At 34.3% G+C, this 22822-nt stretch carries 19 protein-coding genes; 11 read left to right on the top strand and 8 right to left on the bottom strand.

The genetic code is table 11. The features are described 5' to 3' along the window. Positions 1 to 846: 846 nt before the first annotated feature. The gene (locus LQV47_RS14360; protein ID WP_230038004.1) at positions 847 to 1677 is read left to right on the top strand and encodes a glycosyltransferase; all 831 of its coding nucleotides are present in this window, start codon (positions 847 to 849) and stop codon (positions 1675 to 1677) included. Positions 1678 to 2050: 373 nt separating this feature from the next. Here LQV47_RS14360 and LQV47_RS14365 read toward each other — a convergent pair whose 3' ends face one another. Then, positions 2051 to 2497, bottom strand: a complete 447-nt coding sequence (locus LQV47_RS14365) for a hypothetical protein (protein WP_230038006.1) — start codon at positions 2495 to 2497, stop codon at positions 2051 to 2053. Positions 2498 to 2802: 305 nt separating this feature from the next. Between LQV47_RS14365 and LQV47_RS14370 the strand changes: the two genes are divergently transcribed. The 8 genes from LQV47_RS14370 to LQV47_RS14405 all read left to right on the top strand — a co-directional run bounded on the left by LQV47_RS14370 (position 2803) and on the right by LQV47_RS14405 (position 12137). Then, the gene (locus LQV47_RS14370) at positions 2803 to 3369 is read left to right on the top strand and encodes a YMGG-like glycine zipper-containing protein (protein ID WP_230038008.1); all 567 of its coding nucleotides are present in this window, start codon (positions 2803 to 2805) and stop codon (positions 3367 to 3369) included. 53 nt (positions 3370 to 3422) lie between these two features. Further along, positions 3423 to 5057 carry a hypothetical protein gene (locus tag LQV47_RS14375; protein WP_230038010.1) on the top strand — a complete coding sequence of 545 codons (1635 nt, stop codon included), beginning with the start codon at positions 3423 to 3425 and terminating at the stop codon, positions 5055 to 5057. A 50-nt stretch (positions 5058 to 5107) separates the two neighbouring features. Beyond that, complete coding sequence (aroC, locus tag LQV47_RS14380) at positions 5108 to 6178, top strand: chorismate synthase (protein ID WP_230038012.1); 1071 nt, start codon at positions 5108 to 5110, stop codon at positions 6176 to 6178. A 16-nt stretch (positions 6179 to 6194) separates the two neighbouring features. Continuing rightward, positions 6195 to 6758 (top strand): thioredoxin family protein, encoded by a 564-nt coding sequence (locus tag LQV47_RS14385; RefSeq protein WP_230038014.1) that lies wholly within the window; start codon positions 6195 to 6197, stop codon positions 6756 to 6758. A gap of 38 nt (positions 6759 to 6796) precedes the next feature. Then, positions 6797 to 7336, top strand: a complete 540-nt coding sequence (locus LQV47_RS14390; protein WP_230038016.1) for a TlpA disulfide reductase family protein — start codon at positions 6797 to 6799, stop codon at positions 7334 to 7336. A gap of 86 nt (positions 7337 to 7422) precedes the next feature. Beyond that, the gene (locus LQV47_RS14395; RefSeq protein WP_230038018.1) at positions 7423 to 7764 is read left to right on the top strand and encodes a DUF1232 domain-containing protein; all 342 of its coding nucleotides are present in this window, start codon (positions 7423 to 7425) and stop codon (positions 7762 to 7764) included. A 115-nt stretch (positions 7765 to 7879) separates the two neighbouring features. Then, on the top strand, positions 7880 to 9259 hold the full coding sequence (gene pyrF, locus LQV47_RS14400; RefSeq protein ID WP_230038021.1) for an orotidine-5'-phosphate decarboxylase: 1380 nt from the start codon (positions 7880 to 7882) through the stop codon (positions 9257 to 9259). A gap of 55 nt (positions 9260 to 9314) precedes the next feature. After that, positions 9315 to 12137 carry an aminopeptidase gene (locus LQV47_RS14405; protein ID WP_230038023.1) on the top strand — a complete coding sequence of 941 codons (2823 nt, stop codon included), beginning with the start codon at positions 9315 to 9317 and terminating at the stop codon, positions 12135 to 12137. A 95-nt stretch (positions 12138 to 12232) separates the two neighbouring features. On the opposite strand, the gene LQV47_RS14410 is transcribed toward LQV47_RS14405, so the two are convergent. The 4 genes from LQV47_RS14410 to LQV47_RS14425 all read right to left on the bottom strand — a co-directional run bounded on the left by LQV47_RS14410 (position 12233) and on the right by LQV47_RS14425 (position 15903). Beyond that, the gene (locus tag LQV47_RS14410; RefSeq protein ID WP_230038025.1) at positions 12233 to 13042 is read right to left on the bottom strand and encodes a T9SS type A sorting domain-containing protein; all 810 of its coding nucleotides are present in this window, start codon (positions 13040 to 13042) and stop codon (positions 12233 to 12235) included. 266 nt (positions 13043 to 13308) lie between these two features. Then, on the bottom strand, positions 13309 to 13725 hold the full coding sequence (locus LQV47_RS14415) for a nuclear transport factor 2 family protein (RefSeq protein WP_230038027.1): 417 nt from the start codon (positions 13723 to 13725) through the stop codon (positions 13309 to 13311). 203 nt (positions 13726 to 13928) lie between these two features. Next, the gene (locus LQV47_RS14420) at positions 13929 to 14879 is read right to left on the bottom strand and encodes a T9SS type A sorting domain-containing protein (RefSeq protein WP_230038029.1); all 951 of its coding nucleotides are present in this window, start codon (positions 14877 to 14879) and stop codon (positions 13929 to 13931) included. Between the two features lie 88 nt (positions 14880 to 14967). Beyond that, a complete protein-coding gene (locus tag LQV47_RS14425) occupies positions 14968 to 15903 on the bottom strand; it encodes a T9SS type A sorting domain-containing protein (RefSeq protein ID WP_230038031.1) in 936 nt (311 codons plus the stop codon). Between the two features lie 147 nt (positions 15904 to 16050). Here LQV47_RS14425 and LQV47_RS14430 point away from each other — a divergent pair, with 147 nt between their 5' ends. After that, positions 16051 to 19287, top strand: coding sequence for a hypothetical protein (locus LQV47_RS14430; protein ID WP_230038033.1), 3237 nt, complete (start codon positions 16051 to 16053; stop codon positions 19285 to 19287). A 128-nt stretch (positions 19288 to 19415) separates the two neighbouring features. Beyond that, the gene (gene dusB, locus LQV47_RS14435) at positions 19416 to 20411 is read left to right on the top strand and encodes a tRNA dihydrouridine synthase DusB (RefSeq protein ID WP_230038035.1); all 996 of its coding nucleotides are present in this window, start codon (positions 19416 to 19418) and stop codon (positions 20409 to 20411) included. A 55-nt stretch (positions 20412 to 20466) separates the two neighbouring features. On the opposite strand, the gene deoC is transcribed toward dusB, so the two are convergent. The 3 genes from deoC to LQV47_RS14450 are packed head-to-tail and all read right to left on the bottom strand — an operon-like array spanning position 20467 to position 22648. Beyond that, positions 20467 to 21210 (bottom strand): deoxyribose-phosphate aldolase, encoded by a 744-nt coding sequence (gene deoC / locus LQV47_RS14440; protein WP_230038037.1) that lies wholly within the window; start codon positions 21208 to 21210, stop codon positions 20467 to 20469. Positions 21211 to 21214: 4 nt separating this feature from the next. After that, a complete protein-coding gene (locus tag LQV47_RS14445; protein ID WP_047490188.1) occupies positions 21215 to 21685 on the bottom strand; it encodes an Lrp/AsnC ligand binding domain-containing protein in 471 nt (156 codons plus the stop codon). Between the two features lie 27 nt (positions 21686 to 21712). Beyond that, positions 21713 to 22648, bottom strand: coding sequence for an endonuclease/exonuclease/phosphatase family protein (locus LQV47_RS14450; RefSeq protein ID WP_230038039.1), 936 nt, complete (start codon positions 22646 to 22648; stop codon positions 21713 to 21715). Positions 22649 to 22822 lie beyond the last annotated feature (174 nt).

The following is a 22822-nucleotide window of genomic DNA, read 5'->3' on the forward strand; positions in this document are numbered from 1 at the left end:
ATTAAAAATAAGATCTCACTAATTACAACTATTCTAAATAGAAAACATCAAATAATCAATATAATTAAAGATCATTCAATAATAAGTCTAATAAAAAAGCTGAATTATAAAAAATAAAAAAAGCAGCCATAAATTCCAACCATTATAAATTGAAAATTAAATCCGTAAATTTAATGCAAAATATCTTGATAATTATAAATTAATTTGAAGATATTTTTTTTAAAATGAAAAATAAAATTTAATTAAAAAATGTTTATTGGGATTACACGTAAATAGTGGCATTGACAAAATACTAAGCTTATTGTTAAAATGAACAAAAGAAGAAACACGAATATTAAATCCTCTGGCTTATGAAGTTCATTTTTATAAGGACTCTTTTTTTTGGCTCCATCTGATTAGGTTATAAAAGCTAGTTCATCAAAATCGATTTCTAATCTATTCATTCTTGGCTCATTTAATAAAAATAGAATATTGCATCAAAGAGAGATTGTATTGATGTAAGTTTATATTACCCAAACCTTTGCACCAGCTCCGTACTATCTTTTCATCTGCTGTTATTTTAAAATAAAAAAAGCCTCCAGAAGAGGCCTTAAAAAACACAAATGATGAAAAAAAAATTTTATATATTCAGAAATAAAATAATAATATTTAATCTTTATTCAAAATTATGCTGCTTTTTATTTTTATTTTATGACTGAGATCATAAAATAAATCTTTATTTTGTAATATTAAATCAAAACTAAAAACCTATAAAATAAGAAAAATATATCAACTATACTATGATCAAAGATATGTTTTTCATGAATATAGTTTTATAGTTTTACACATTAATTAACTCAAAAAAACGTGATAAAATTTTCTATACTTATAGCCAACTATAATAATGGAAAGTATTTTAGGGACTGCTATAATTCATTAGTCAATCAAACTTATGAAAATTGGGAAGCCATCATTGTTGATGATGCCTCTACAGATAATTCAGTAGAAGTTATACAATCAATTATCAAAGATGATCCCCGTTTCAAACTGTATCACAATACAGTAAATCAGGGCTGTGGATTCACCAAAAGAGAGTGCATGAAATATGCCGAGGGAGAGCTATGTGCTTACCTTGACCCTGATGATGCTATCTATACGCAAGCATTGGAAAAAACAATCCAGGAATTTGCAAATAATAACGATCTTGTAGCTACCTACTCCCAGATGATGCTGTGTGATGCCAATCTTATCGCTGATAAGGTGTTTGCCAGTACCAAACGAGTCTATAATAACCGATATTTTTTCAATTGCCCTATTCAATTCGCCCATTTTTTTACCTTTAAAAAAGAAACGTATTTAAAAACTTCAGGCATTAATCCAACATTGAGAAGTGCTGTTGACCAGGATCTATATCTGAAAATTCTGGAATATGGTGATGTAAAGTACATCAAAGAACCTTTATACCTCTACCGGCTTCATTCTAATGGAATTTCACAGCATAGCAGTAAGAAGGGAGCAAAAGAATCTTTCGCTAAAGTGATTTATGATACCATGAAAAGAAGAGGAATCAAGAAGATCAATAACCAGAATGTTCCCGAAACCTATACCAATTCAGAAGAAATATATCAACTCCTGGCTTATCAAACCAGTACTTTTCATCGTTTGCTTAACAAGATAAAGGTAACTCTACACTTATAATAAGAACTCCTCATTTGAGGAGTTTTTTTTATGGAATAAAATAATTACTTATTGTATCTAAAACTCCTGTACCTCCCTTAATTTAAAGGTAGACATTCATTAAAAGAATAATTTCTCCATTATTATACATAGAAAAGACCTCCAATCAGGAGGCCTAAAAAACACAAATGATGAAAAAAATCTATTCAGAAAAATCCAAACAGAATATCGTAAAATGTTTACTATTTATACTATAATTACCTTTATGATTGATTTTATCATGAATGAAATTATAAGTATAAATTAAGTAACCAATGCAATTAACTTAATAATTAATTAAAAATACTTCTTTTAGAGGTTGGTAAATTTACTAAATATTTTGTTTTATGCAATATTATTCTTCCCAAGTTATTGGAATATATACTGTAATATATCCATCAGCATCTACCTGAGCATCTGAAACAGTCACTACAACCGATCCATAGCCAGTCCAGCCACCCTGTCCCTGCATTGCAGAAAACGTATAAGTTCCTGCGGGAATTCCTTCATAATACTGAGGTAAAGTCTGAAAGCCTCCGCTATAATACGTGTCATACACATCACCCGTAGTCATATTTTCAGCAAGAAAACTACCGACATCATGACTTCCGGAAAGAATTTTTGTTCCATTTTTAGAAAGCAAACCATATCGTATCTTATAAGTCTGTTCTTTTGTTTCATTCTTTGATACCTCTGGACGAGCTTGCGACTGTGTCTTCATAACATTATCAGTAGAAGACCATGAAACAGCAGTACCTAGCAGTCCGATGAAAGCCAGCGCTGTAAATGTTGTTTTTTTCATATTGAAAGTAATTTAGTTCTTCAAAATTAATCATCTCAGATTAATTTAAAGAAAACTATTAATTAATTAAAACTTACAATTAGCTCCTTACAAAAAAAAACATTACCAACACTCAAAAAACCTTTTAAACAAAGAGCAAAAACTATACTGAACACACACCTAACGTACAATATTTATGATATTTTACACAATAGCTTCTGCCTTATTTGATAATTTTAACATCCTTTAACAGAAATTTGGCTTCATAATTGGAAATAGAAATAAAACTAAAGTTGTTTAGACTCTAGCTTATTAAAATTTGAATTATGAAAAAGGTAATATTAGCAGGTTTTTTATCCGTTTTTTTAATGACGGCCTGCAAAAAAGATGATAGCATCGCTGAAAAATCTCTGGAAGCACAAAAACTTGAGTTTCAGGCCAAACAGCTTGAAATAGAAAAACAGAAGCTAGCCATTGAAAAGGAAAAGCTGGTTTACGAAGCTCAGAAAAAATCTGACAGCATTTCAGAACGCAAAAAAGCAAGAGCTGAAAATAATTCAAAGCCACAGGTTATAAGAGAAACCAGAACAGTCTACAGAGATAGAAACTCTGGTTCTAACTCCAATTCTAATTCCAGTTCCGAAGGAAGCAATGGAGATTATGCAGATAACGGAAGCAGTTCTTCACAAGGTACAACTAAGAAAAAAGGAATGAGTAAAGCCGCTAAAGGAACCATCATTGGTACTGTAGGTGGAGCCGCTGCAGGAGCTATTATTTCTAAAAACAACAGAGGTCTTGGAGCTGTAATTGGTGGTGTAGTAGGTGGAGCTACCGGATATGCCATAGGGAGATCAGGAGACAGAAAAGACGGAAGAGTACAGCCACGCAGGTAATATTTTTTAACAATACAATATAAAGATTGCTTATTTTTAAGCAATCTTTTTTTATGATACTGATTCTTTTTTCTGCTATTTTTATCATTCCGGTTCTGATTGGTGCAGGTAAAATCATGGACCTTTTCTGGGGCTCTCTCTTTCCTGGTATTGCCGCAAAAGCTTTAGCAGGAATTTTAGGAATAAGTATAGTATGGACTCTCCTTTCCTTTTTTATCCCCTTAAATATTTATGTAGAAATAGGTACCCTCTCATTGGGATTCCTTTTCTTTTTTAGAAATAAATTATACCTGGAATTATATCATTTCTCAGGAAAGGATATTTTTTTAATGATTACAATATCATTTATTATAATATTAGCCGGTACATTTTCGCCTTATATATTAGATCATTTCGGATACTATGTTCCAACCATACAATGGCTTACTGAATATGGATTGATAAAAGGAATTTCCAATCTGGATTTTACATTGGGCCAAATGTCTGTATGGCATATTTTTCAGGCTGGTTTTTCAAATTTCTCAGATCCTTTTTTAAGAATCAATACGATCTTGTTGATTATTTATACCATTTATATTATGGAAAGAAAAGCATGGATACATCTGTGTTTTCTCCCTGTTTTATTATTGTTTTCACAATCTCCAAGCCCTGACCTCCCTGTTATTGCACTTTCTTTAATTATTTTGAATGAAATAATAGCTGGAAACAGAAACACAACCTTACTTTTTGCATTTTCCATTTTTATTTTTGCCATAAAGCCTACCATGATCTGGCTGCCCTTATTGACATTCCTCCGTACTGTTTTTATTTTTAAATCAGATTTTAAAAAACTGCTTTTTGGAATTTTTATTCTCCTTTTATTTTTCGCAAAAAATATCTGGACATTCGGTTACCCCGTATTTCCCGTTGCCTTAGGTGATTTGGGAGTATCCTGGAAACCTAATCCTGAAATCTTAAAAACTTCTTCACAATATGCTGTTCAAAAAACATATGATATGCAGTATTCTTATGAAGAAATTCAGAGATTCTCAACCTTTGATTACATCAGAAACTGGTTTTTCCTGGACGGAATAAAATCCATAATCAACATCCTGTTTATGGTAAGCCTGATTACTTTTTCAGCATTTGCCTGGATCAAAAAAAGAAAGCTGGTCACTTTAATTTGTATTTCATTACTCATAAAAAGTATACTTGTACTTGCTTTTTCCGCTCAGTACCGTTTTTTCATTGATGTATTCTTTGTGATATTTTTCATATTTTTTTATGACTATTTTGACAAACGGAAATCAGTCACCGTTTTCTCAACATTAAGTATATTATTTATTTTTATTTTGTCCTTTCCAAACTTCATTCAGGAACATCTTCCAAGTTTTAGACCCGGAAATTTTATCGCCGGATTTGAAAAAAAACAATTTTACAGACCATCAACCTATGAATATCATCAATACAATACCTATGAGGTGGGCAATTTAAAATTCAATGTTTCGAAAAATTATCCTTTTAATTTTGACACTCCCCTTCCCGCCATATCAACAAGTTTTATTTTTGATGACGGTAAAGCAGGAATATTTCCCCAGCTTTCCGACAAAAACGACATCAGGAAAGGCTTTATCTGGAAAAAAATGATTTCAAAAGAGAAAATAGAAGCCGAAGATGTTATTAATACTATCAAAAACACTGATAAATAGAACAAATACTGAAACTTTATTATCTGGAGAAAAAAAGGTAATTTTGTACTATGTTCAATACATTAGGTAATCTTCTTAGTCTTACAACATTTGGAGAAAGTCACGGAGTGGCTTATGGCGGTATCATCAATAATTTTCCAGCAGGTTTAACGGTAGATCTCGAAAAAGTTCAGTATGAGCTGAACCGGAGAAAACCGGGGCAGTCTGCTATCGTTACCCAAAGAAAAGAAAGTGACACCGTAAAGTTTCTTTCAGGAATTTTTGACGGAAAAACAACAGGTACCCCAATCGGTTTTATCATTGAAAACGAAAATCAGAAATCAAAAGATTATGACCATATTGCGGGTGCATATCGTCCGAGTCATGCAGATTTCACTTATGACCAGAAATTTGGGTTTAGGGACTATCGTGGGGGTGGGAAATCTTCAGCAAGAGAAACCATGAACTGGGTAGTTGCAGGTGCATTTGCCAAACAGCTTCTACCGAAACTTGAAATAAATGCTTACGTTTCTTCCGTAGGAGATATCTTCTGTGAAAAGCCATATCAGGCATTGGATTTTTCTAAAACTGAAAGCAATGATGTACGTTGTCCGGATGCGGAAACTGCTGAAAAAATGATTTCAAAAATTAAAGAAATCAAAAAAGAAGGCAATACCATCGGTGGAACCATTACCTGCGTTATTAAAAATGTTCCTGTAGGAATTGGTGAACCTATATTTTCAAAACTTCAGGCAGAACTGGCAAAAGCAATGCTGAATATTAATGCATGTAAAGGTTTTGAATATGGCAGTGGATTCTGTGGTGCAAAAATGACCGGAAAGGAGCATAATGATGCCTTCAATACAGATTTCACCACAAAATCTAATCTTTCAGGAGGTATTCAGGGAGGAATTTCCAATGGAATGGATATTTATTTCCGTGTAGCATTCAAACCTGTAGCTACTATTTTAAGGCCTCAGGACAGTATAGATAAAGAAGGAAACCCTGTTATTGTAGAAGGAAAAGGGCGTCATGATCCATGTGTGGTTCCAAGAGCAGTTCCTGTAGTAGAAGCTCTGGCTGCATTTGTATTGGCTGATCTGTTTTTGATCAACAAAACAAGAAATATCAATAATTTTTAAATATAATTTTTTGGTAATGAAAAATTACTGGGATAAAGGAATTTCATTTGAAGAATACCTTCAAATTGCAAAACAAAGATTAGAAAATCCAGCTAACCAACAGGAAGCGGACTACAAACAATATTACGAACTGGGACTTCAGAGAATGGACAGAACACTCAAGAAGTATGTTCCGGATGAAGAGCAATTGAAGGAATTAGCGGCTAAAAAATTTGACGGAAAGATTTTAATTATTTCTGAAGCTTGGTGTGGGGATGCAAGCGCTACCGTACCCGCCCTTTTCAAGTTCTTTGAAGACCATAATGAAGTCAAAGTTTTCCTGAGAGACAGTGATAAAAGTCTGATCAATCAGTTTTTAACCAATGGAACAGAGTCTATTCCTAAAGTAATTATCCTGGATAAAGATTTTAATGTGAAAAATTCATGGGGCCCACGTCCGAAATATGGATATGAGCTGCTTATGAAACATAAAGCTGATCCTGAAGGATATCCAAAAGACAGTTTTTACAATGACCTGCAGATTTATTATGCAAGAAACAGAGGTAAAGATTCTGTTCAGGAAATTTTAGATTTATTATAAAAATACGTCTGATACTTATTAACAGTAAAAAACAGTAAATGAAAAAGAACATTATTTATATTGTACTCATCGTCATTATTGCCATCATTGCTTTTGTGCCGGGAATAAGAAATTTCATGAAAGATCAGTTCTTTCCTATTGCTACTATTGAAAATGCTGTACATATAAGTGAGGAAGATTATGATATCGACCTTAAAGGGATCAACGCTCCAAGCACCAATCTTAAAAACTTTAAAAATAAAGCTGTTTTTCTGAACTTCTGGGGAACATGGTGTCCACCGTGCAGAAAAGAATGGCCTACTATTCAGAAATTATATGATTCCAGAAAAGACAATGTTGATTTCGTCCTTATTGCCATGAATGATAAGGAAGAGGATGTAAGAAAATTTTTGAAAGAAAATAATTATACTGTTCCGGTGTATATTGCTCAAAGTCCTATTTCTGAAAAAATTCTTCCAAAAGTATTCCCTACTACTTTCCTTTTAGATAAAACAGGGAGGATTATTATAAAAGAGGATGCTTACAGAGATTGGAATACAGAGACTGTGCATCAGTTCATTGACAATATTATTAAATAATTACTTTTAACTAAATTTTATAATTTGTTGGTATAAGATTTGCGAAATTAACAGCGTTGAAAAACTTATTTAAAACCAAACACAAAATGAAATATTCAAAGTTAAACATTGCTAAAGAAGCTATCAATCACAAAGGTTTTGTGAGAAAGATTCCCGACATATTCAGAATGGTAAAAATGTGGAGAAAAGGAGCATATCCAATGAAATCCATAGATATCATTCTTCCTCTACTGGGAATTTTATATATCATCTCCCCTATCGATCTTCTTCCTGAGTTTGCCATACCGGTACTTGGAGTAATGGATGACCTGGCAGTATTATCGTTAACGATACCCAAGCTCATCAAAGAAGTTGATAAGTTTTTACTTTGGGAAGCCGAGCAAAAATACAGCGGGGCCAAAGTTATTGATGCTGAAATTATAAAATAATAATTTATTATAGTCTTTAAAACCATCCTTCAGGGTGGTTTTTTATTTACAAATAGGTGATAAATTTTTAAGCCTTATTTCAAATCCTTAAATTTGCAATATCTAATAAAAAATAATGGAAAGTAAAAAAGAATTCTTCTTAGAGTGTTACAAGCTAGGGATCATCAAATTTGGAAGGTTTACCTTAAAAAGTGGTATTGAAAGTCCATTTTATGTAGACTTAAGACCTTTAGCTTCAGATCCGAAAATTTTAAAAAATCTGGCCAATTATTTATTGGAAATGCTTCCATTAGATAATTTTGATCTTATCTGCGGAGTTCCTTATGCTGCACTTCCGATGGCTACTGCAATGTCTTTGGAAAGTTACATTCCATTAATTATTAAAAGAAAAGAAGCTAAAAGCTACGGTACTAAAAAGCTGATTGAAGGTATTTATCAGAAAGGCCAAAACTGTCTTTTAGTGGAAGATGTTATCACTTCAGGAAAATCTTTATTGGAAACGATTCCTGAAATAGAGCAGGAAGATCTGAAAGTTTCAGATATTGTTGTGGTTTTAGATAGAGAACAGGGAGGAAAGCAGCTTTTGGAAAGCAAAGGTTACAGAGTTCATACTCTTTTCAACATTTCAGAGGTATGTGTTATTCTTCAGGAAACAGGAGAATTATCTGATGAAGAAGTAAAAAGAATTCAGGACTTTCTACAGGGTAATCATATCCAGTTTGAAGAAGAAATCAGAGCCTCTTATGAGCAAAAACTGAACAGTGCCCAACATTCTGTTTCAAAGAAATTATTAGAAACCGCTTTGTCAAAGAAATCTAACCTTATTGCTTCCGCAGATGTTACTACAACACAGGAACTGTTGGATTTAGCTGAAAAAGTAGGCCCCCATATCATTGCTTTGAAAACACATATCGATATCATCTCAGATTTTGACTATGAAAAAACAATTCGCCCACTAAAAACTATTGCTGAAAAACATCAGTTTTTATTAATGGAAGACAGAAAGTTTGCAGATATTGGAAATACCCAGGAGCTTCAGTTCACCAGTGGAGTTTTCAAAATTACAGATTGGGCAGATTTTGTAACCTCACAGGTTATCGGTGGATTTGAATCATTGGATTGCTTTAAAAATGTAGGAGTGGTAGCCATTGTAGGGATGTCTTCTAAAGGAGCCTTAACTACTGCCAGCTATCGTGAAGATGCTTTAAAAGTAGCTTTATCCCATCCTAATGTAATCGGTGGTGTATCCCAGAATAAAATTCCTGAAGACCTTTTATTGTTTACCCCTGGAGTGAATTTAGCTGATTCAGGCGATGGTAAAGGCCAGCAGTACAATACTCCCGAACACGTTTTTAAAACCTTACATACAGATTTCATCATCGTAGGAAGAGGAATTTATAAATCAGACAATCCGGAAGCTTCAGCGCTAACTTATAAAACTGAGGGTTGGAATGCCTATATTAATTCTTTGGAAAAAAAGGCAACTCAGGGTTAAAAATCCTATAAAGTATTTACAAAATAAGTTATATTTGGTACTTTATCACTTATATTTGAAAAAGATCACGTTTTGCCTTATTTTGTTTTTAGGAGTTGTACAGGTTTCTGCACAGAAAGACAGTATATATATTGAAGCAAAGTTATCTGCTGACAGAAAAACGCTTGAAGTCAATCAGGAAATTGTTTATTACAATCACTCCGACAAGCAGCTTCAAACCGTAAAACTCCTGAACTGGATTTCCGCCTATCATAAACGTGGAACCGCATTAGTCTACAGGAAACTGGAAGACAGAAACAATGATTTGCACTTTGCAAAGCCTGAGCAGTTGGGTAAGCTTCTGGAACTGAGTATTAAAAATTCAGAAAACCAGCCTATTGCTATAAATACTCTTTCGGATGAAAATTTATTTCTTCCTCTGAAAGATGCTTTACAACCCGGCGAAGCCGTTACGTTAAAATTACAGTACCGGATACAGCTTCCTGATAAAACATTTACAGGATATGGAACAGCCGGCCAGAATACAGCCTTAAAATATTTCTTTATTGTTCCGGATCAATTTGATCCGGACAATATTTCTAAAAAAGAATACCGTGATATTGAAGAATCTGTAAGTTTTAATACTTTCTGGACCGTCAATTTTGATATTCCTGTCAATAGTTTTATCGAAAGTAACCTTCCTCAGGTTCAGATGAATTCTTTTAAAGGATACCTGGATTCTGACCCGGAATTTATAATTTCCACCAACAGCTATCCTTCTATTAAGGTTGATGTTGACGGCTTCAGTTCTGATATTAAATTTGGGTACAATCTGAAACCTGAAGAAAAACAAAACCTGGAATTCCTCCTACCCTTACAGTTGAAATTCCTTAAAGATAAAATTGGTTTTGTCCCGCAAAACCTTTTCATTTCTGATAAATTCAGGGCTAAGGAAGATTTCTTCGGAAATAATGATATCAGATTCTGGAAATTCAAATTCCAGTTATTTACAGATGCTGAAAAAACTGACCTTGATTATTTTGGAATCATAACCAAAAAAATTCTTGATGAAAATATCATTGCTGATAAAGAGAAAGATCACTGGTTTAAAAATGGCTTAAAATCTTATCTTGAAATTCAGTATCTGAAAAAATTCTATAAAGACACCAAACTTTTAGGGGCTCTTCCGGAGACCAAGTTATTCGGAATTAAGCCTTTAAAAATATTTCATGCATCAAAAGTAAAGCTTCTGGATCGTTATGGCTTAGCTTACCAATATATCATGCTGCAAAATCTGGATCAAAAGATTGACGACAATTTTTCTTCACTAAGTAACTTTAATGACATGGCTGTCAGCAGTTTTGAAACAGGAAGCCTATTTGATTATTCTGCTGATAAAATGGGAAATGACACCTTCAATGGTATCATAAAAAATTATATTTCACAAAATTCCGGAAAAAAAATAAAGCCTGAAGAATTTCTGAAAGGCCTTAGCGAAAAAGATAAAGCTTCGGGATATCTCACCAATTTCCTTAAGCAGAAAAACAGGGTTAATTTTAAACTGAAAAACATACGAAAAGAGAATGATTCTCTACATATCAAAATCACAAAAAATACAGATGCCTCTATTCCGGTAAAACTTGAAACCCAAACACGGGAAGGAGAAAAAAAAGCATATTGGATAGAAACAGAAGAAAATAAGAATAATAATGAATTACTTCTTCCAGCGTCAGATAATATTTATAAAGTCACATTAAATACAGGCTATAGCTTTCCGGAATCAAATTACAGGGATAATTTTCTGTATGCAAAAGGTATATTTTCGAATGCTAAAAAAATAAAGCTTAAGCTCATCAAAGACATTCCTGATCCTGAATACAATGAGATCTATATCAGTCCGAGAGTACGCTTTAATAATGCTTATGATAAATTTCTTTTAGGAATCAATCTTAAAAATCAATCATTCTTTGATCAGAAATTTTTGTATTCATTCACGCCAATGTACAGTTCAGGAACAGGAAAACTCACCGGTTCCGGAGCAGTCTCCTATTCTTTTCTGCCTGCTGAAAGTATTATTCGAAGCCTTACCTTTGGGGTTTCAGGATCTTATTTCCACTATGATTACGGATTGGCTTACCGAAAGGCATCGGTACTTTCCAATATCAGCTTCAGGAAAGATCCCCGGAGTACGATAAGCAGAAGTATTGGAATGTCTTATAATTATTTCGACAGGGATCTCAGCCCTGTTATGATTGCTAATAATGATTACAAAAAATATAATCTGTGGAGCTTAGGGTATGGTTACAGTGATAATCAGATGATTCATGAAAAGAGTTTCAGCCTGAGCACACAAGGAATGGAAGATTTCAACAAAGTTACTGCTGAAGCCTTTTACAGGTGGGAATTTGCCCCGAAACAAAAACTGAGCTTACGTTTATTCGCTGGGTATTTCGTAAGAAATGATACCCGAAATAATTTATTTAATTACGGAATTTCAAGAGTTTCAAATTATGCGTTCTCTTACAGCCTTTTGGGTGAGAGTGCTAACAGCGGCCTTCTTTCGCAGCAATTTATTTTAGCTGATGGAGGGTTTAAATCATTTATACCGGGCTCCGTTAACAAATGGATCACTTCCTTTAATGTAGATTCCAGTGTATGGAAAATATTTCATGTATATGCTGATGCGGGGATCTATAAAAATCAAAACCATCCTACCAAGTTTATATGGGACAGCGGTATTAAAGTAAGAATTATTCCGGATTTCCTTGAAATTTATTTCCCTATACAATCTTCACTTGGCTTTGAGCCTTCATTCAAGGATTACGCAAAACGTATAAGATACACCCTTGTTCTCAATCTGGGGACCATTATTAATGCTGCCAGAAGAGGCTGGTATTAATAAATAGGAAACAGATAAAACAATGGTTATATTCTAAACCGGATATTTAAAAATAAAAGGCTATCTTACTTTAAGGTAGCCCTTCTCTATAAAAATTAATCTCTTACAATTTTCTGGGAAATAGGAACATTATTAATTGTCCCTGTTACGAAATAAGTCCCTTTAGGCAATTCTGCAATATCGAGAGCTAAGACAGTTTTTGTAGGTGCTTTTTTCACAACGCGCCTGAAGGTATCATACACTTTAACATCGGTAATTTCAGTTCCGAAAACAATCTCATTTCCTTTTATAAATGGATTTTGTACAAAACCAGACTTTGCAGTACCTTCAAGGGAGAAATCAACCAGATTATCATTGCTTGTACCCATTATTCTTTTGATCCCCGTTGTTATTGTTGGAGAGGGAGCCGGTCCGTCACCCATAAACTGATCTGCATTGGAACCATATCCTACAAAATCCAGCACATTGGATGATACCGGTCCGGGAACCTGTACATTATCAGATGCCAATGCAATTTTTCCGGAAACCCCTGAAATATGTATTCCCTTTGATTTATTAGGAGTTGCATCAAAATTAATTACCGTTGTCGCAATATAATCCGGAGTTGGTAAATTGATGGTACCACCGCCAATCTCAGCCTCCTGAATCAAATAGGTTTGCTCCGGATTCAGGGTAATGTCAGGTAATGCATGATATTGATTAAATGCCCCTACTGCCGGTGCATACTGAATAGTAGCTCCCGATAAAGAAACGGGAACATTTCCTATATTTTTTAAAATAATATAATTATTTTTTAATACAGCTCCGGAATTTTCATTTCCTCCATAGATCTCATTGATAACGATTTGAGCATTTGTAAATACAGCAAACAGTACAGATCCAACAATAGTAAATATTTTTTTCATAGATGTTTAATTTTAGCGACAGGTTAATATAAAAATATCAAAAATAATACCATGGAATTGGTAAATATCTAAAGCAACATGTTTAGGGATATACCAAAAATACTACTGTTAAAATGATTTTGATTATTATTTTTTGGCAATAGGAAGAGTCTGAAACTTAATGAGGGGAATACATTATTCACAGTGGAACTATGGGCTAATGAAATTGATTTCAGATTTTATTACTATTTCTCCAGTATAAATATATACCCATTATAATGACATTATCATTCGTTCTTTTTGAGTGCTGATTTTATTAATGTTTCTGTACCGAACCAGCCCCAGTAAATACGGTGATTTGTAATTTTGCCGTCTTTAATTTTCATTAATTCCAAAATATCAATTTGATCACCATCGGGAGTTTCCCTCGGATATTCCCAGATTAATGTTTCTTTAGCCATATAAGAATCTCCATTCCTATACCATCTTACCAATTCATTTGGGCGCCTTTTTGTACCTTCTTCCAAAAACCGCAGAATTTCATTTTTACCTTTTAAAATCCCCGATTTTGTATCCAGAATTCTGGGTACAAGCGGGCTTTCAAAAACAGCATCTTCGGCATACAGATTAATCAGCTCCTGGGTTTGTCTGTTTTTGGCATACAGGTGCCATTTTTCGTAAATATAGTTAAGGTCATTTTCCATCTTTCACTTAATATTTTTCAACTTTTCTCTATTGTAGAGAACTTCAATTTACAAAAAAATTGTTATTCTTTATATAAGAAACCGTATTCGAGACAGAAGAGGTAGTATTGGAATAAATGGTCAACCGCAAATCAAAACTTTAGATAAAAAATCCGCTATTTCATTGAAATAACGGATCTATATTTTATCTAAAAGCTTAGTTTTTAGTCTTTCAAAATCTTTTGAGATACCGGCTGATTGTTTACTGTACCGGTTACAATATAGTTTCCTTTTGTAAGTTCAGCTACGTTTACAGTTCCGTTTTGTTTTACAGAAGCTGTTTTCACAACTTGTCCGTACATATTGAAAACTTTTACATCTTTTACATCAGCTCCAAAAATAATTTCTTCATTTTTAACGAAAGAATTCTTTACAAAGTTTCCTGATTTTCCATTTTTAAATTCTGAAACGGCTAATGTTGGAGAATATACCTTTGCCACCAGATTGTCAATGGAGATATTCCCAGTTCCTGAAGTAGCACTTCCACCCTGTCTGATAGCTACCCCACCAATTGTTGCAGAAGCACCTCCTGTTCCTGTACTGTTTGTAAGTAATGGCTGTGAATTGATTTGTAAAGTCGCTGTATTTGTACCAGGAGTTACTGTATTATCAATAATATAAGTTACTGTAATATTGGCAGGTGTCCCATAAGGAATTTCAGTTCCATAAGTAGGTGTTACAGCTCCCGCACCGTTATTCAATACGCCTAAAGAATATCCTGATGCAGTTCCTTTAGCATAAAGTCTTGCATTAAAATTATTTCCCGGACTAGCACCTGAAGTAATTGTAAACATTAAAAAATAATCTCCAGATGTACTTAGACCCGCTGCACTGGCTACATTAATTGTAGCAGAATATTCGGCTTTGCTAACGGCAGTTGCACTAATAGTATACAAAGATGAAAATGCTTTATTTACATCTTCTGAATTTCCTGCCACAAGATTAGCAGCAGTTCCGTTAGATGTCAATTGTCCCGGAGTTGCTCCACTGTGAGTAACCCATCCATTTGCGTTAAGAGCTCCTGTAAAACTAAAATCTTCCGTCAAAACGGTAGTTTGCGCATTCATAAAACCAATAGCAGAAGCTATTCCCAAAATAGTAAAGATTTTTTTCATTGTATGATGATTTAAATTTATAGCTTAAAAGTACAAAAAAACCATCACTCTACTAAAGTGATGGTGTATATTTAACAATTAGTTAAAATTATCTTTTAATAACCTTCTCAGAAACGTTTTTACCGTTTACAATTCCTGTTACAAAATAAATACCTTTTTGAAGTTCGGTCACATTTAAACTTCCATTTTCATTTACTGAAGCTGTTTTGATCAATTGTCCACTTACATTGAAAATTTTAACTTCTGATTGCACTCCGAAGTAAATTTCATTTTCAACTGAAGTATTTTTAACAAAAGATTTGCTTGAAATTCTATTTTCTCCTGTTGCCAAGGTTCCTCCCTGAGGTGTTAAGGAAAAGTCATCTATAGCAAGACCGTCATCAGACTGATCAGCATTAAAATCAACAAACCGGATCCAAAATGTCTGTCCTACAGGAATATTTAGCGCCGTAATTGTTGAACTAAGTGCCGTTCTATAGCTTGCAGCATTCCCGTCTCTCGGTCCTGCAGTTCCTGTAGCGTTAGTGGTTTCATAGGTTAAAGCTGAAACAGCAGTCCATGTTCCTGTAGTCAATGACGTAGCATCCGTGCTGTATTCAAATATAATTTTATCATTACTCCCTCTGTTCAGCTGTCCCATTCTCCATTCTTCACCAGTATACGATATTTGAAGATCTGTAATTTGATTTCCTGTATCATTTTTAAACTGAGCACCCCATCTTGATAATAAGTTACTGCTCGCCACGGATCCTAATGCTCTGTCTGTACTGCCTGCTGATCCATAACTATAGGTATTTCCAGCATTTAATGCTCCTGTATCTGCTGCGTATGTAGAATTTGCATTAGCTCCTGTCTCTAGAATGCTCCATCCTGCTAAACCTCCGGTTAAAGCCAGGGAACCTGTTCCCGTATTTGCCAATTCATCAAAATTCTGAGCGTAAGGAGTATTTAGTGTCGTTAAGCTAATTTGACCAAATGCAAAACCTGTTAAACAAAATAAAGCTAACGAATAAAGTTTTTTCATGATTAAAATTTAAATATTAATAATTTCAACCGCTAAATTATAGCTAATTTTCAGTCATTCGCAATAATTATATTAATTTTCTGTTAATAATACTAAACCCCATTCCGTTAACATTTTTTAATTATTTTTACGGATTATTTTCAGGACTTGCGGAATTTTATTCTACTATTCGTATTCTTCTTTTTAGGGATCTTCTCAGGGAGTGCCCAGGTATTTTCATGGAAAAACCCCAATGTTCCTGAAGACAGTATAAAAAAGGACAGTATTCTGGCTGCAAGGCTGGAACAGGATATTTTCACAAAGGATACCCTTGACTTTATAAGGACCAATAATAAAATTATTATTGATGAAGCTGTACTGGCTAAAAATGATAAAAAAAGATTTTTAGGAGAACTGAATTCTAAAGGTTCCATCATCCGGGGGATCACTTTTGGGAATAATCAGGGGCAATCTGTACAAAGTTCCATGGATCTTCAGATTTCAGGACGCCTTTCCAAGGATGTAACCATTCTGGCAAGTATTTCAGACCATAATTTACCAATTCAGGCTGATGGATATACGCAAACTCTGGAAGAATTTGATAAAATTTATATGCAGCTTAATATTAAGGATAAATCTATTCTTAGAGCCGGGCATTTAGATCTTGTTGAATCTAAAAATTACTTTGCCAAATATCAGAGAAGAAGCATGGGGCTACAGTTTCAGACTGAATTTGGAACTGAAAACAAAACGCTTGTAGATGTTTCTATGGGAGTTGCACGAAGTGAGTTTCACAGAATCCGTTTTCAGGGGGTGGAAGGAAACCAAGGACCTTACCGTTTAACAGGTAAAAACGGGGAACAGTTTATCACACTGATCTCGGGATCTGAGCAGGTATTCATTGACGGTATTTTAATGAAGCGTGGTGAAAACCAGGATTATATCATCAATTATAATACGGGCGAGGTTACTTTTACCAGCTTCCGCCCTATTTTCCAGCAGAATTTCATTACCATCTCTTATAATTACGCCAACAGAAATTATTCCAGATATTTATTTACGGGTAAACTGGAGCATCAGAGGGAAAAGTTCAAAGTAGGCCTTAACTGGTTTATGGAAAATGATAATAAAAATGCACCTCTTTCTTTAAACCTGTCTAAAGAGGATGAGGAAATTCTTGCCAATGCCGGAAATGACCCTAATTTGATGTATGCTCCATCGGGGGTTGTTACCGAATATGATGTCAATAAAATCTTATATATTTTACATTCAAGTCCTACCGGAGACTTCTATGAGTTTTCCACAGATCAGAATGGAACACTTTATCAGGTTTCCTTTACTTATTTCGGAGCCAACCAGGGAGATTATAAAGTAGCACAAACCACTAATAACGGGCGTGTTTTTGAATATGCAGGACCTAATGGCGGAGATTACAGAGCCGTAAGAAAGCTTCCTTCTCCTCAAAAATCCCAGGTTTTCTCCCTAAACTCAGAGTATTTATTACATGAAGGAAAAATAGGCACTGATATTTCCATGAGTAACTATGATATCAACTTATTCTCCTCAAAAGATTCTGATCAGAACATTGGATATGCCTGGCGAATTTTTGGAAATAAAAGTTTTACTAAAAACAACTGGAAAGGAACTCCAAGTTTTGAATACCAGTATATCGACAGGCAGTTCCATATTCTGGACCGTATCAATGATGTAGAATTCTCCAGAGACTTCAACTTAGTACAGGAATTCAACAACAGAACTCAAAACAGGTTCACTTTCAGCTTCCTGAATAAGTGGAATAATAAATCTACCTTAAATTACCGTATTAACTATCTGAATGAACAGGATTCTTATAAAGGAATTAAAAACGACCTGGATTTTGGTTGGATCAAAGGAAAATTCTTTACGAAAGGAAACTTTTCATTCCTTAATACCAATGCAACACTGCAGGATACCAAGTTTATCCGTGGTGGTGTTTCCACAGAATATACCGGTAAAAAAGGCAGCTGGACTATCGGAGGGAGCATGGAACATAATGAGAAAAAGTACAATGATACTCAACTCCTGGATGTGACCAGTTTCAGCTGGAAAGAAATTTTTGTTCAAAAGAAAATTGGCGACAGCACCCGGACCAAATTGCTTGCAAAAGTATACATGAGGGATAATGACTCTGTACGTGATAACAGGCTTCAAAGCATGAACAATATTTTGGGAATCATGGCAGAGAGCCAAATCATCAAGACTGAAAGAACTACTTTAAATGCGTTAATTCACTATAGAAAATTCTTCTATCAAAATGATATTGCTGATGCCGTAACCAGAAATAATGATTTTGTGGTTGGAAATATCCTTTACAATCAACAGCTTTTCAGAAACGGAATGCGTTTACAGGCATTCTATGAATTAGGAAACGGACAGGAGGCACAAAGAGAATTTCAATACATTAAAGTAACTGATGGACAAGGGGTTTATAAATGGACTGATTATAATGGAGATGGTATTCAGCAGCTGGATGAATTTGAGATCGCAGAATATTCGGATTTAGCGAAATATATTCGTGTTTACACCAATTCTGTACGATATATTCCTTCCAATAAAAATAAGCTGCAGCTGGCTTTATTTGTGAATCCTGCTATTGTATTTAATTCTGAAAATGCATTTTTAAAGCGTTGGAACTTCAATATTTCATTAAATTCTCAAAACTCTTTCTATAAAAAAGATAGGGTGCTGGTCCTTAACCCTTTTGAAAAAAACAGTGATCAGATTCTTAAAAACCAGAATATACTGACCTCTGTACAGTTTAATCCTACCGACAAATCCGGCTGGAACGGGAACTACCGGTTTATATCTAATGACAATCTTATCAATGCCAACTTCAGCAGTGAAGAGCGTGAGCAGATTTCTCATTTCCTGAATATAGGATATTGGTTCAATAAAGAATTCAGGGTAGACTGGGAAAACTCAATACATGATATTAAAAATTCTTCGCAGCTGTTTGCAACAAGAGATTACCGTTTAAATAATATGGAAACCAAACCAAAGGCTACCTATAAATTTACTGATGCTATCCAGACTGAGCTCTCCGCTGCTTACCGCAAAAAAGAGAGAGTGGACGGAGAAGAAAACCTTAAAGCCTTTGATATCACCGGAACCATTCAGTGGGAGCGTAAAAAAACATCAATTCGTGGGAATTTCTCATTCATTAACAATACATTCACCGGAAACAATTACAGTATTGTAGGAAACCAGATGCTGGATGGTTTAAAGCCCGGAAAAAACCAGGTATGGAGTATCTTCATTCAGCAGGCAATCAATTCTTTCATTCAGCTAAATTTAAATTATGAAGGAAGAAATTCTGGCGACAGAACAATCCATATCGGAAGTATGCAGGTAAAAGCAAGCTTCTAAGGCTTGAAGACATTAGGAAGACAATGCTATACGCGCATATCTTCCATTCTTAGACGCTTAAAATCACCCCATCACACTCATAGATATTATCATATTTTCTAATCCTTAGAATTTTGTAAATTTGCACCATGATAAAAATAGGCAATATAGAACTGCCGGAATTTCCACTTTTGCTGGCTCCGATGGAAGATGTAAGTGATCCTCCGTTCAGACGTTTGTGTAAAATGCATGGTGCAGATTTAATGTATTCGGAATTTATTTCTTCTGAAGGCTTAATTCGTGATGCTATGAAGAGCCGTAAAAAGCTGGATATCTTTGATTATGAAAGACCTGTCGGAATACAGATCTTTGGAGGAGATGAAGAAGCAATGGCTATGTCTGCAAGAATTGTAGAAACGGTAAATCCTGATTTAGTTGATATTAATTTCGGGTGCCCTGTAAAAAAAGTGGTGTGTAAAGGAGCAGGAGCAGGAGTTTTGAAAGATATTGACCTTATGGTTCGTCTTACAAAAGCAGTGGTAAGTTCTACTCATTTGCCGGTGACCGTTAAAACCCGTTTGGGTTGGGACAGTACATGTATCAATATTGATGAAGTGGCAGAGCGCCTACAGGAAACAGGAATCAAAGCGCTGACGATACATGCCAGAACCCGTGCCCAAATGTACAAGGGAGAGGCAGACTGGGAACATATTTCAAGAATAAAACAGAATCCAAATATTGAAATCCCTATTTTTGGAAATGGGGATATCGATTCTGCTGAAAAAGCATTGGAGTATAAACAAAAATATGCATGCGACGGAATTATGATTGGACGCGCAGCTATAGGCTATCCCTGGATATTTAATGAGATTAAACATTTCTTTAAAACAGGTGAACATTTACCTGAACCAACCGTAGCAGACCGTTTGTTAGCAGTACGCCAGCATGCTGAATGGAGTGTAGAATGGAAAGGGGAAAAATTAGGATTAATTGAAATGCGTCAGCATTACAGTAACTATTTCCGCGGGGTTCCTCACTTTAAGGAATTCAGAAAAAAATTCCTGGAAGTTTTCACATTGGAAGAAATGAGCAGCCTTATTCTGGAAACTCAACAGTTTTACGAAGAATATCAGGCACAGGCATAATAAACAAAACCATCAAAATGAATTTGATGGTTTTTTATTTATATTGATATCAATGTTAATATCCTTCTGATGATGACTGATTTTTAATTAATGCCAATGCTGAGGAAGTTCCAATTCTTTTCACTCCCATATTGATCATTTTTTCGGCATCTTCGGGAGTTCTTACTCCCCCTGCTGCTTTTACAGGAAGTTTTCCAGCATTATCCAGCATTATTTTCACACCTTCAAATGTTGCTCCGTTAGGTTTTCCACCAGTGGTTTCAAAAAAACCTGTTGAAGATTTCACAAAAATGTGCGGAAAATCTTTTTCTGCAAAATTTTCTTCAGCCCAGTTGGAAATCTTTTTGGTAAGATCAGCAATTTGTTCATCTGTTAAAGCTGCAATTTCGATAATCCATTTTACAACCTTATGGTGTTCCAGCCCAAGCTGTGTACATTTTACAAATTCATCTTTTACCAAAGCTGCATTTCCTTCAAGGTATGCCTTGTAATTAATAACAAAATCCAACTCATCTGCTCCATCTTCAATTGCTGTTGAAGCTTCTGCAAGCTTTTCATCAATAGAGTATGTTCCTTCATGAAAACCTATTACAGTTCCCACTGCAACATTTGAATCTCTTTCCTGAATATATTTTTTGATCTCTGCTACATAATCCGGACGGATCATTACAGCAAACAAACCATTATCAATAGCTTCCTGAGCCAGTTCCTTATCTTTTTGAAGAGTTTCTCCGTGTGAAATTCCTGATTGCTCAGGCGTTTTCAAGTAAGTGGAATCCAAATATTGTCCTATGTTCATATCGTTATACTTTCAATTGTCTGTAAATACCTTGTTCTAGAGATATAAAAGTTTCTGTTCTGGTTACTCCTTTTAGCTTCTGAAGCTTGCTAAGGATCTGCATCAAATGATCATTATCTTTACAAAGAACCTTCAGGAATATGGTGTAATTTCCTGTAGTATAATGGGCCTCCACTACTTCATTAATATCATGCAAAGATTTTACCACGTCAGGATAATGACTTGGCTGATCCAAAAACACACCGATATACGAAATCACCTTATATCCAATTTTCTTAGGATTAAGGAACGAGATCGAGTTTTCAATAACGCCTGCGTGTTCCAGTTTTTTAATTCTTTGATGTACTGCTGTTGTAGAAATTCCAACATTTTTTGAAATGTGTGCTAAAGAAGTTTTAGCATTGTCCATCAACATGTAGATGATTTCTTTGTCGATTGAATCTAAATGATAACTTGTGTTACTCGAATTTTTCATTTTCTACTTTTTTATTATTTATGTTTTTTAAGATAAGCCATTAAATCTGACAAAAACCGGAAAGTGATCGCTGTATCCGCCTAAATACCGTGTACCGGCATAAGTTCGGAAAGGACGTCCTTCAAAATTTCTGGTCCTGCTGCTTATTTTCTCAGAATTGAATACGCAAGCCTCCTGAAAGGCAAGAGTTTTATTATCAAGAAGTGATCTCGACATAATGATCTGATCATACAGCAATCCAGATTTATAATGAAAAGTAGAATAATTTCTTGTGGAAAACAATTCCTGAAAAGGATTCATCAAAACCTTCTCATGATTATTGTCATAGAGAATTTTTACTAAATTTTCATCATCCGGGTTTTCGTTAAAATCACCACACAATATAACATGTTCCTTATCATCATCTACAATTTTCAGGATCCGTTGCCGGATTTCGTTTAATATAAAAGCTCTTTTAGGTTTATTGATATCTTTTTCGCGCTTAGAGGGAAGATGGGCGATAAAGACATTAATAATTTCCCCTTTATATTTAACCTTAGAAAAAAGTACGTCCCTGGTTGTGTCGTAACTTCCTGTGTTTTTATTTGATATTTCAAAAAAGAAAGTAATGGTTTCAGAATCTACAACCTCTACTTTATTTTTATCATATAGCATTGCTACATCTACTTTTCTTTCATCCATAGAATTGTAATGTACAATTCCATATTCTGAATGAAAAGGATCCATCTCTATAAGTTCTTCCAAAACTTTCCTTCCGGAAACTTCAGATAAACCTATTATAAATGGCAATACACCATTCTCCTCCTTCATCAGTTGGAATACATGAGAGATTTTAAAAAGTTTATTTTTATATCTCTTTTCATCCCAGCTTCTTAAACCTGATTTTGTAGGGTCCAGTTTATGAACAGGTTTTGGATCAGGTAAAAATAAATTTTCAACATTATAAAAAGAGAATAGCTCCATCAGCACAAATTTCTATCTTTAGTTAGTATGCTCTTTTTCAATTATAAATTTACTATTTATTTTAAATTTCTTTAATTAATATTTGTTAATCTCAAAATTAATTTTTCAGTAAGAAACGGTCAAATATAATAAAAATCACTAACAAAACAATACTTAGTGAATTAATTTTTCAAT

The organism is Chryseobacterium sp. Bi04 (assembly GCF_918698085.1).
Taxonomy (GTDB): domain Bacteria; phylum Bacteroidota; class Bacteroidia; order Flavobacteriales; family Weeksellaceae; genus Chryseobacterium.

Excerpts from the sequence above, each read along its gene's own strand:
- LQV47_RS14385 (WP_230038014.1), top strand. The coding sequence starts at position 6,195 with ATGAAAAATTACTGGGATAAAGGAATTTCATTTGAAGAATACCTTCAA.
- LQV47_RS14425 (WP_230038031.1), bottom strand. The coding sequence starts at position 15,903 with ATGAAAAAACTTTATTCGTTAGCTTTATTTTGTTTAACAGGTTTTGCA.
- LQV47_RS14420 (WP_230038029.1), bottom strand. The coding sequence starts at position 14,879 with ATGAAAAAAATCTTTACTATTTTGGGAATAGCTTCTGCTATTGGTTTT.
- LQV47_RS14410 (WP_230038025.1), bottom strand. The coding sequence starts at position 13,042 with ATGAAAAAAATATTTACTATTGTTGGATCTGTACTGTTTGCTGTATTT.
- LQV47_RS14445 (WP_047490188.1), bottom strand. The coding sequence starts at position 21,685 with ATGAAAAATTCGAGTAACACAAGTTATCATTTAGATTCAATCGACAAA.
- pyrF (WP_230038021.1), top strand. The coding sequence starts at position 7,880 with ATGGAAAGTAAAAAAGAATTCTTCTTAGAGTGTTACAAGCTAGGGATC.
- LQV47_RS14365 (WP_230038006.1), bottom strand. The coding sequence starts at position 2,497 with ATGAAAAAAACAACATTTACAGCGCTGGCTTTCATCGGACTGCTAGGT.
- deoC (WP_230038037.1), bottom strand. The coding sequence starts at position 21,210 with ATGAACATAGGACAATATTTGGATTCCACTTACTTGAAAACGCCTGAG.
- dusB (WP_230038035.1), top strand. The coding sequence starts at position 19,416 with ATGATAAAAATAGGCAATATAGAACTGCCGGAATTTCCACTTTTGCTG.
- LQV47_RS14375 (WP_230038010.1), top strand. The coding sequence starts at position 3,423 with ATGATACTGATTCTTTTTTCTGCTATTTTTATCATTCCGGTTCTGATT.
- LQV47_RS14395 (WP_230038018.1), top strand. The coding sequence starts at position 7,423 with ATGAAATATTCAAAGTTAAACATTGCTAAAGAAGCTATCAATCACAAA.
- LQV47_RS14415 (WP_230038027.1), bottom strand. The coding sequence starts at position 13,725 with ATGGAAAATGACCTTAACTATATTTACGAAAAATGGCACCTGTATGCC.
- LQV47_RS14390 (WP_230038016.1), top strand. The coding sequence starts at position 6,797 with ATGAAAAAGAACATTATTTATATTGTACTCATCGTCATTATTGCCATC.
- LQV47_RS14370 (WP_230038008.1), top strand. The coding sequence starts at position 2,803 with ATGAAAAAGGTAATATTAGCAGGTTTTTTATCCGTTTTTTTAATGACG.
- aroC (WP_230038012.1), top strand. The coding sequence starts at position 5,108 with ATGTTCAATACATTAGGTAATCTTCTTAGTCTTACAACATTTGGAGAA.
- LQV47_RS14450 (WP_230038039.1), bottom strand. The coding sequence starts at position 22,648 with ATGGAGCTATTCTCTTTTTATAATGTTGAAAATTTATTTTTACCTGAT.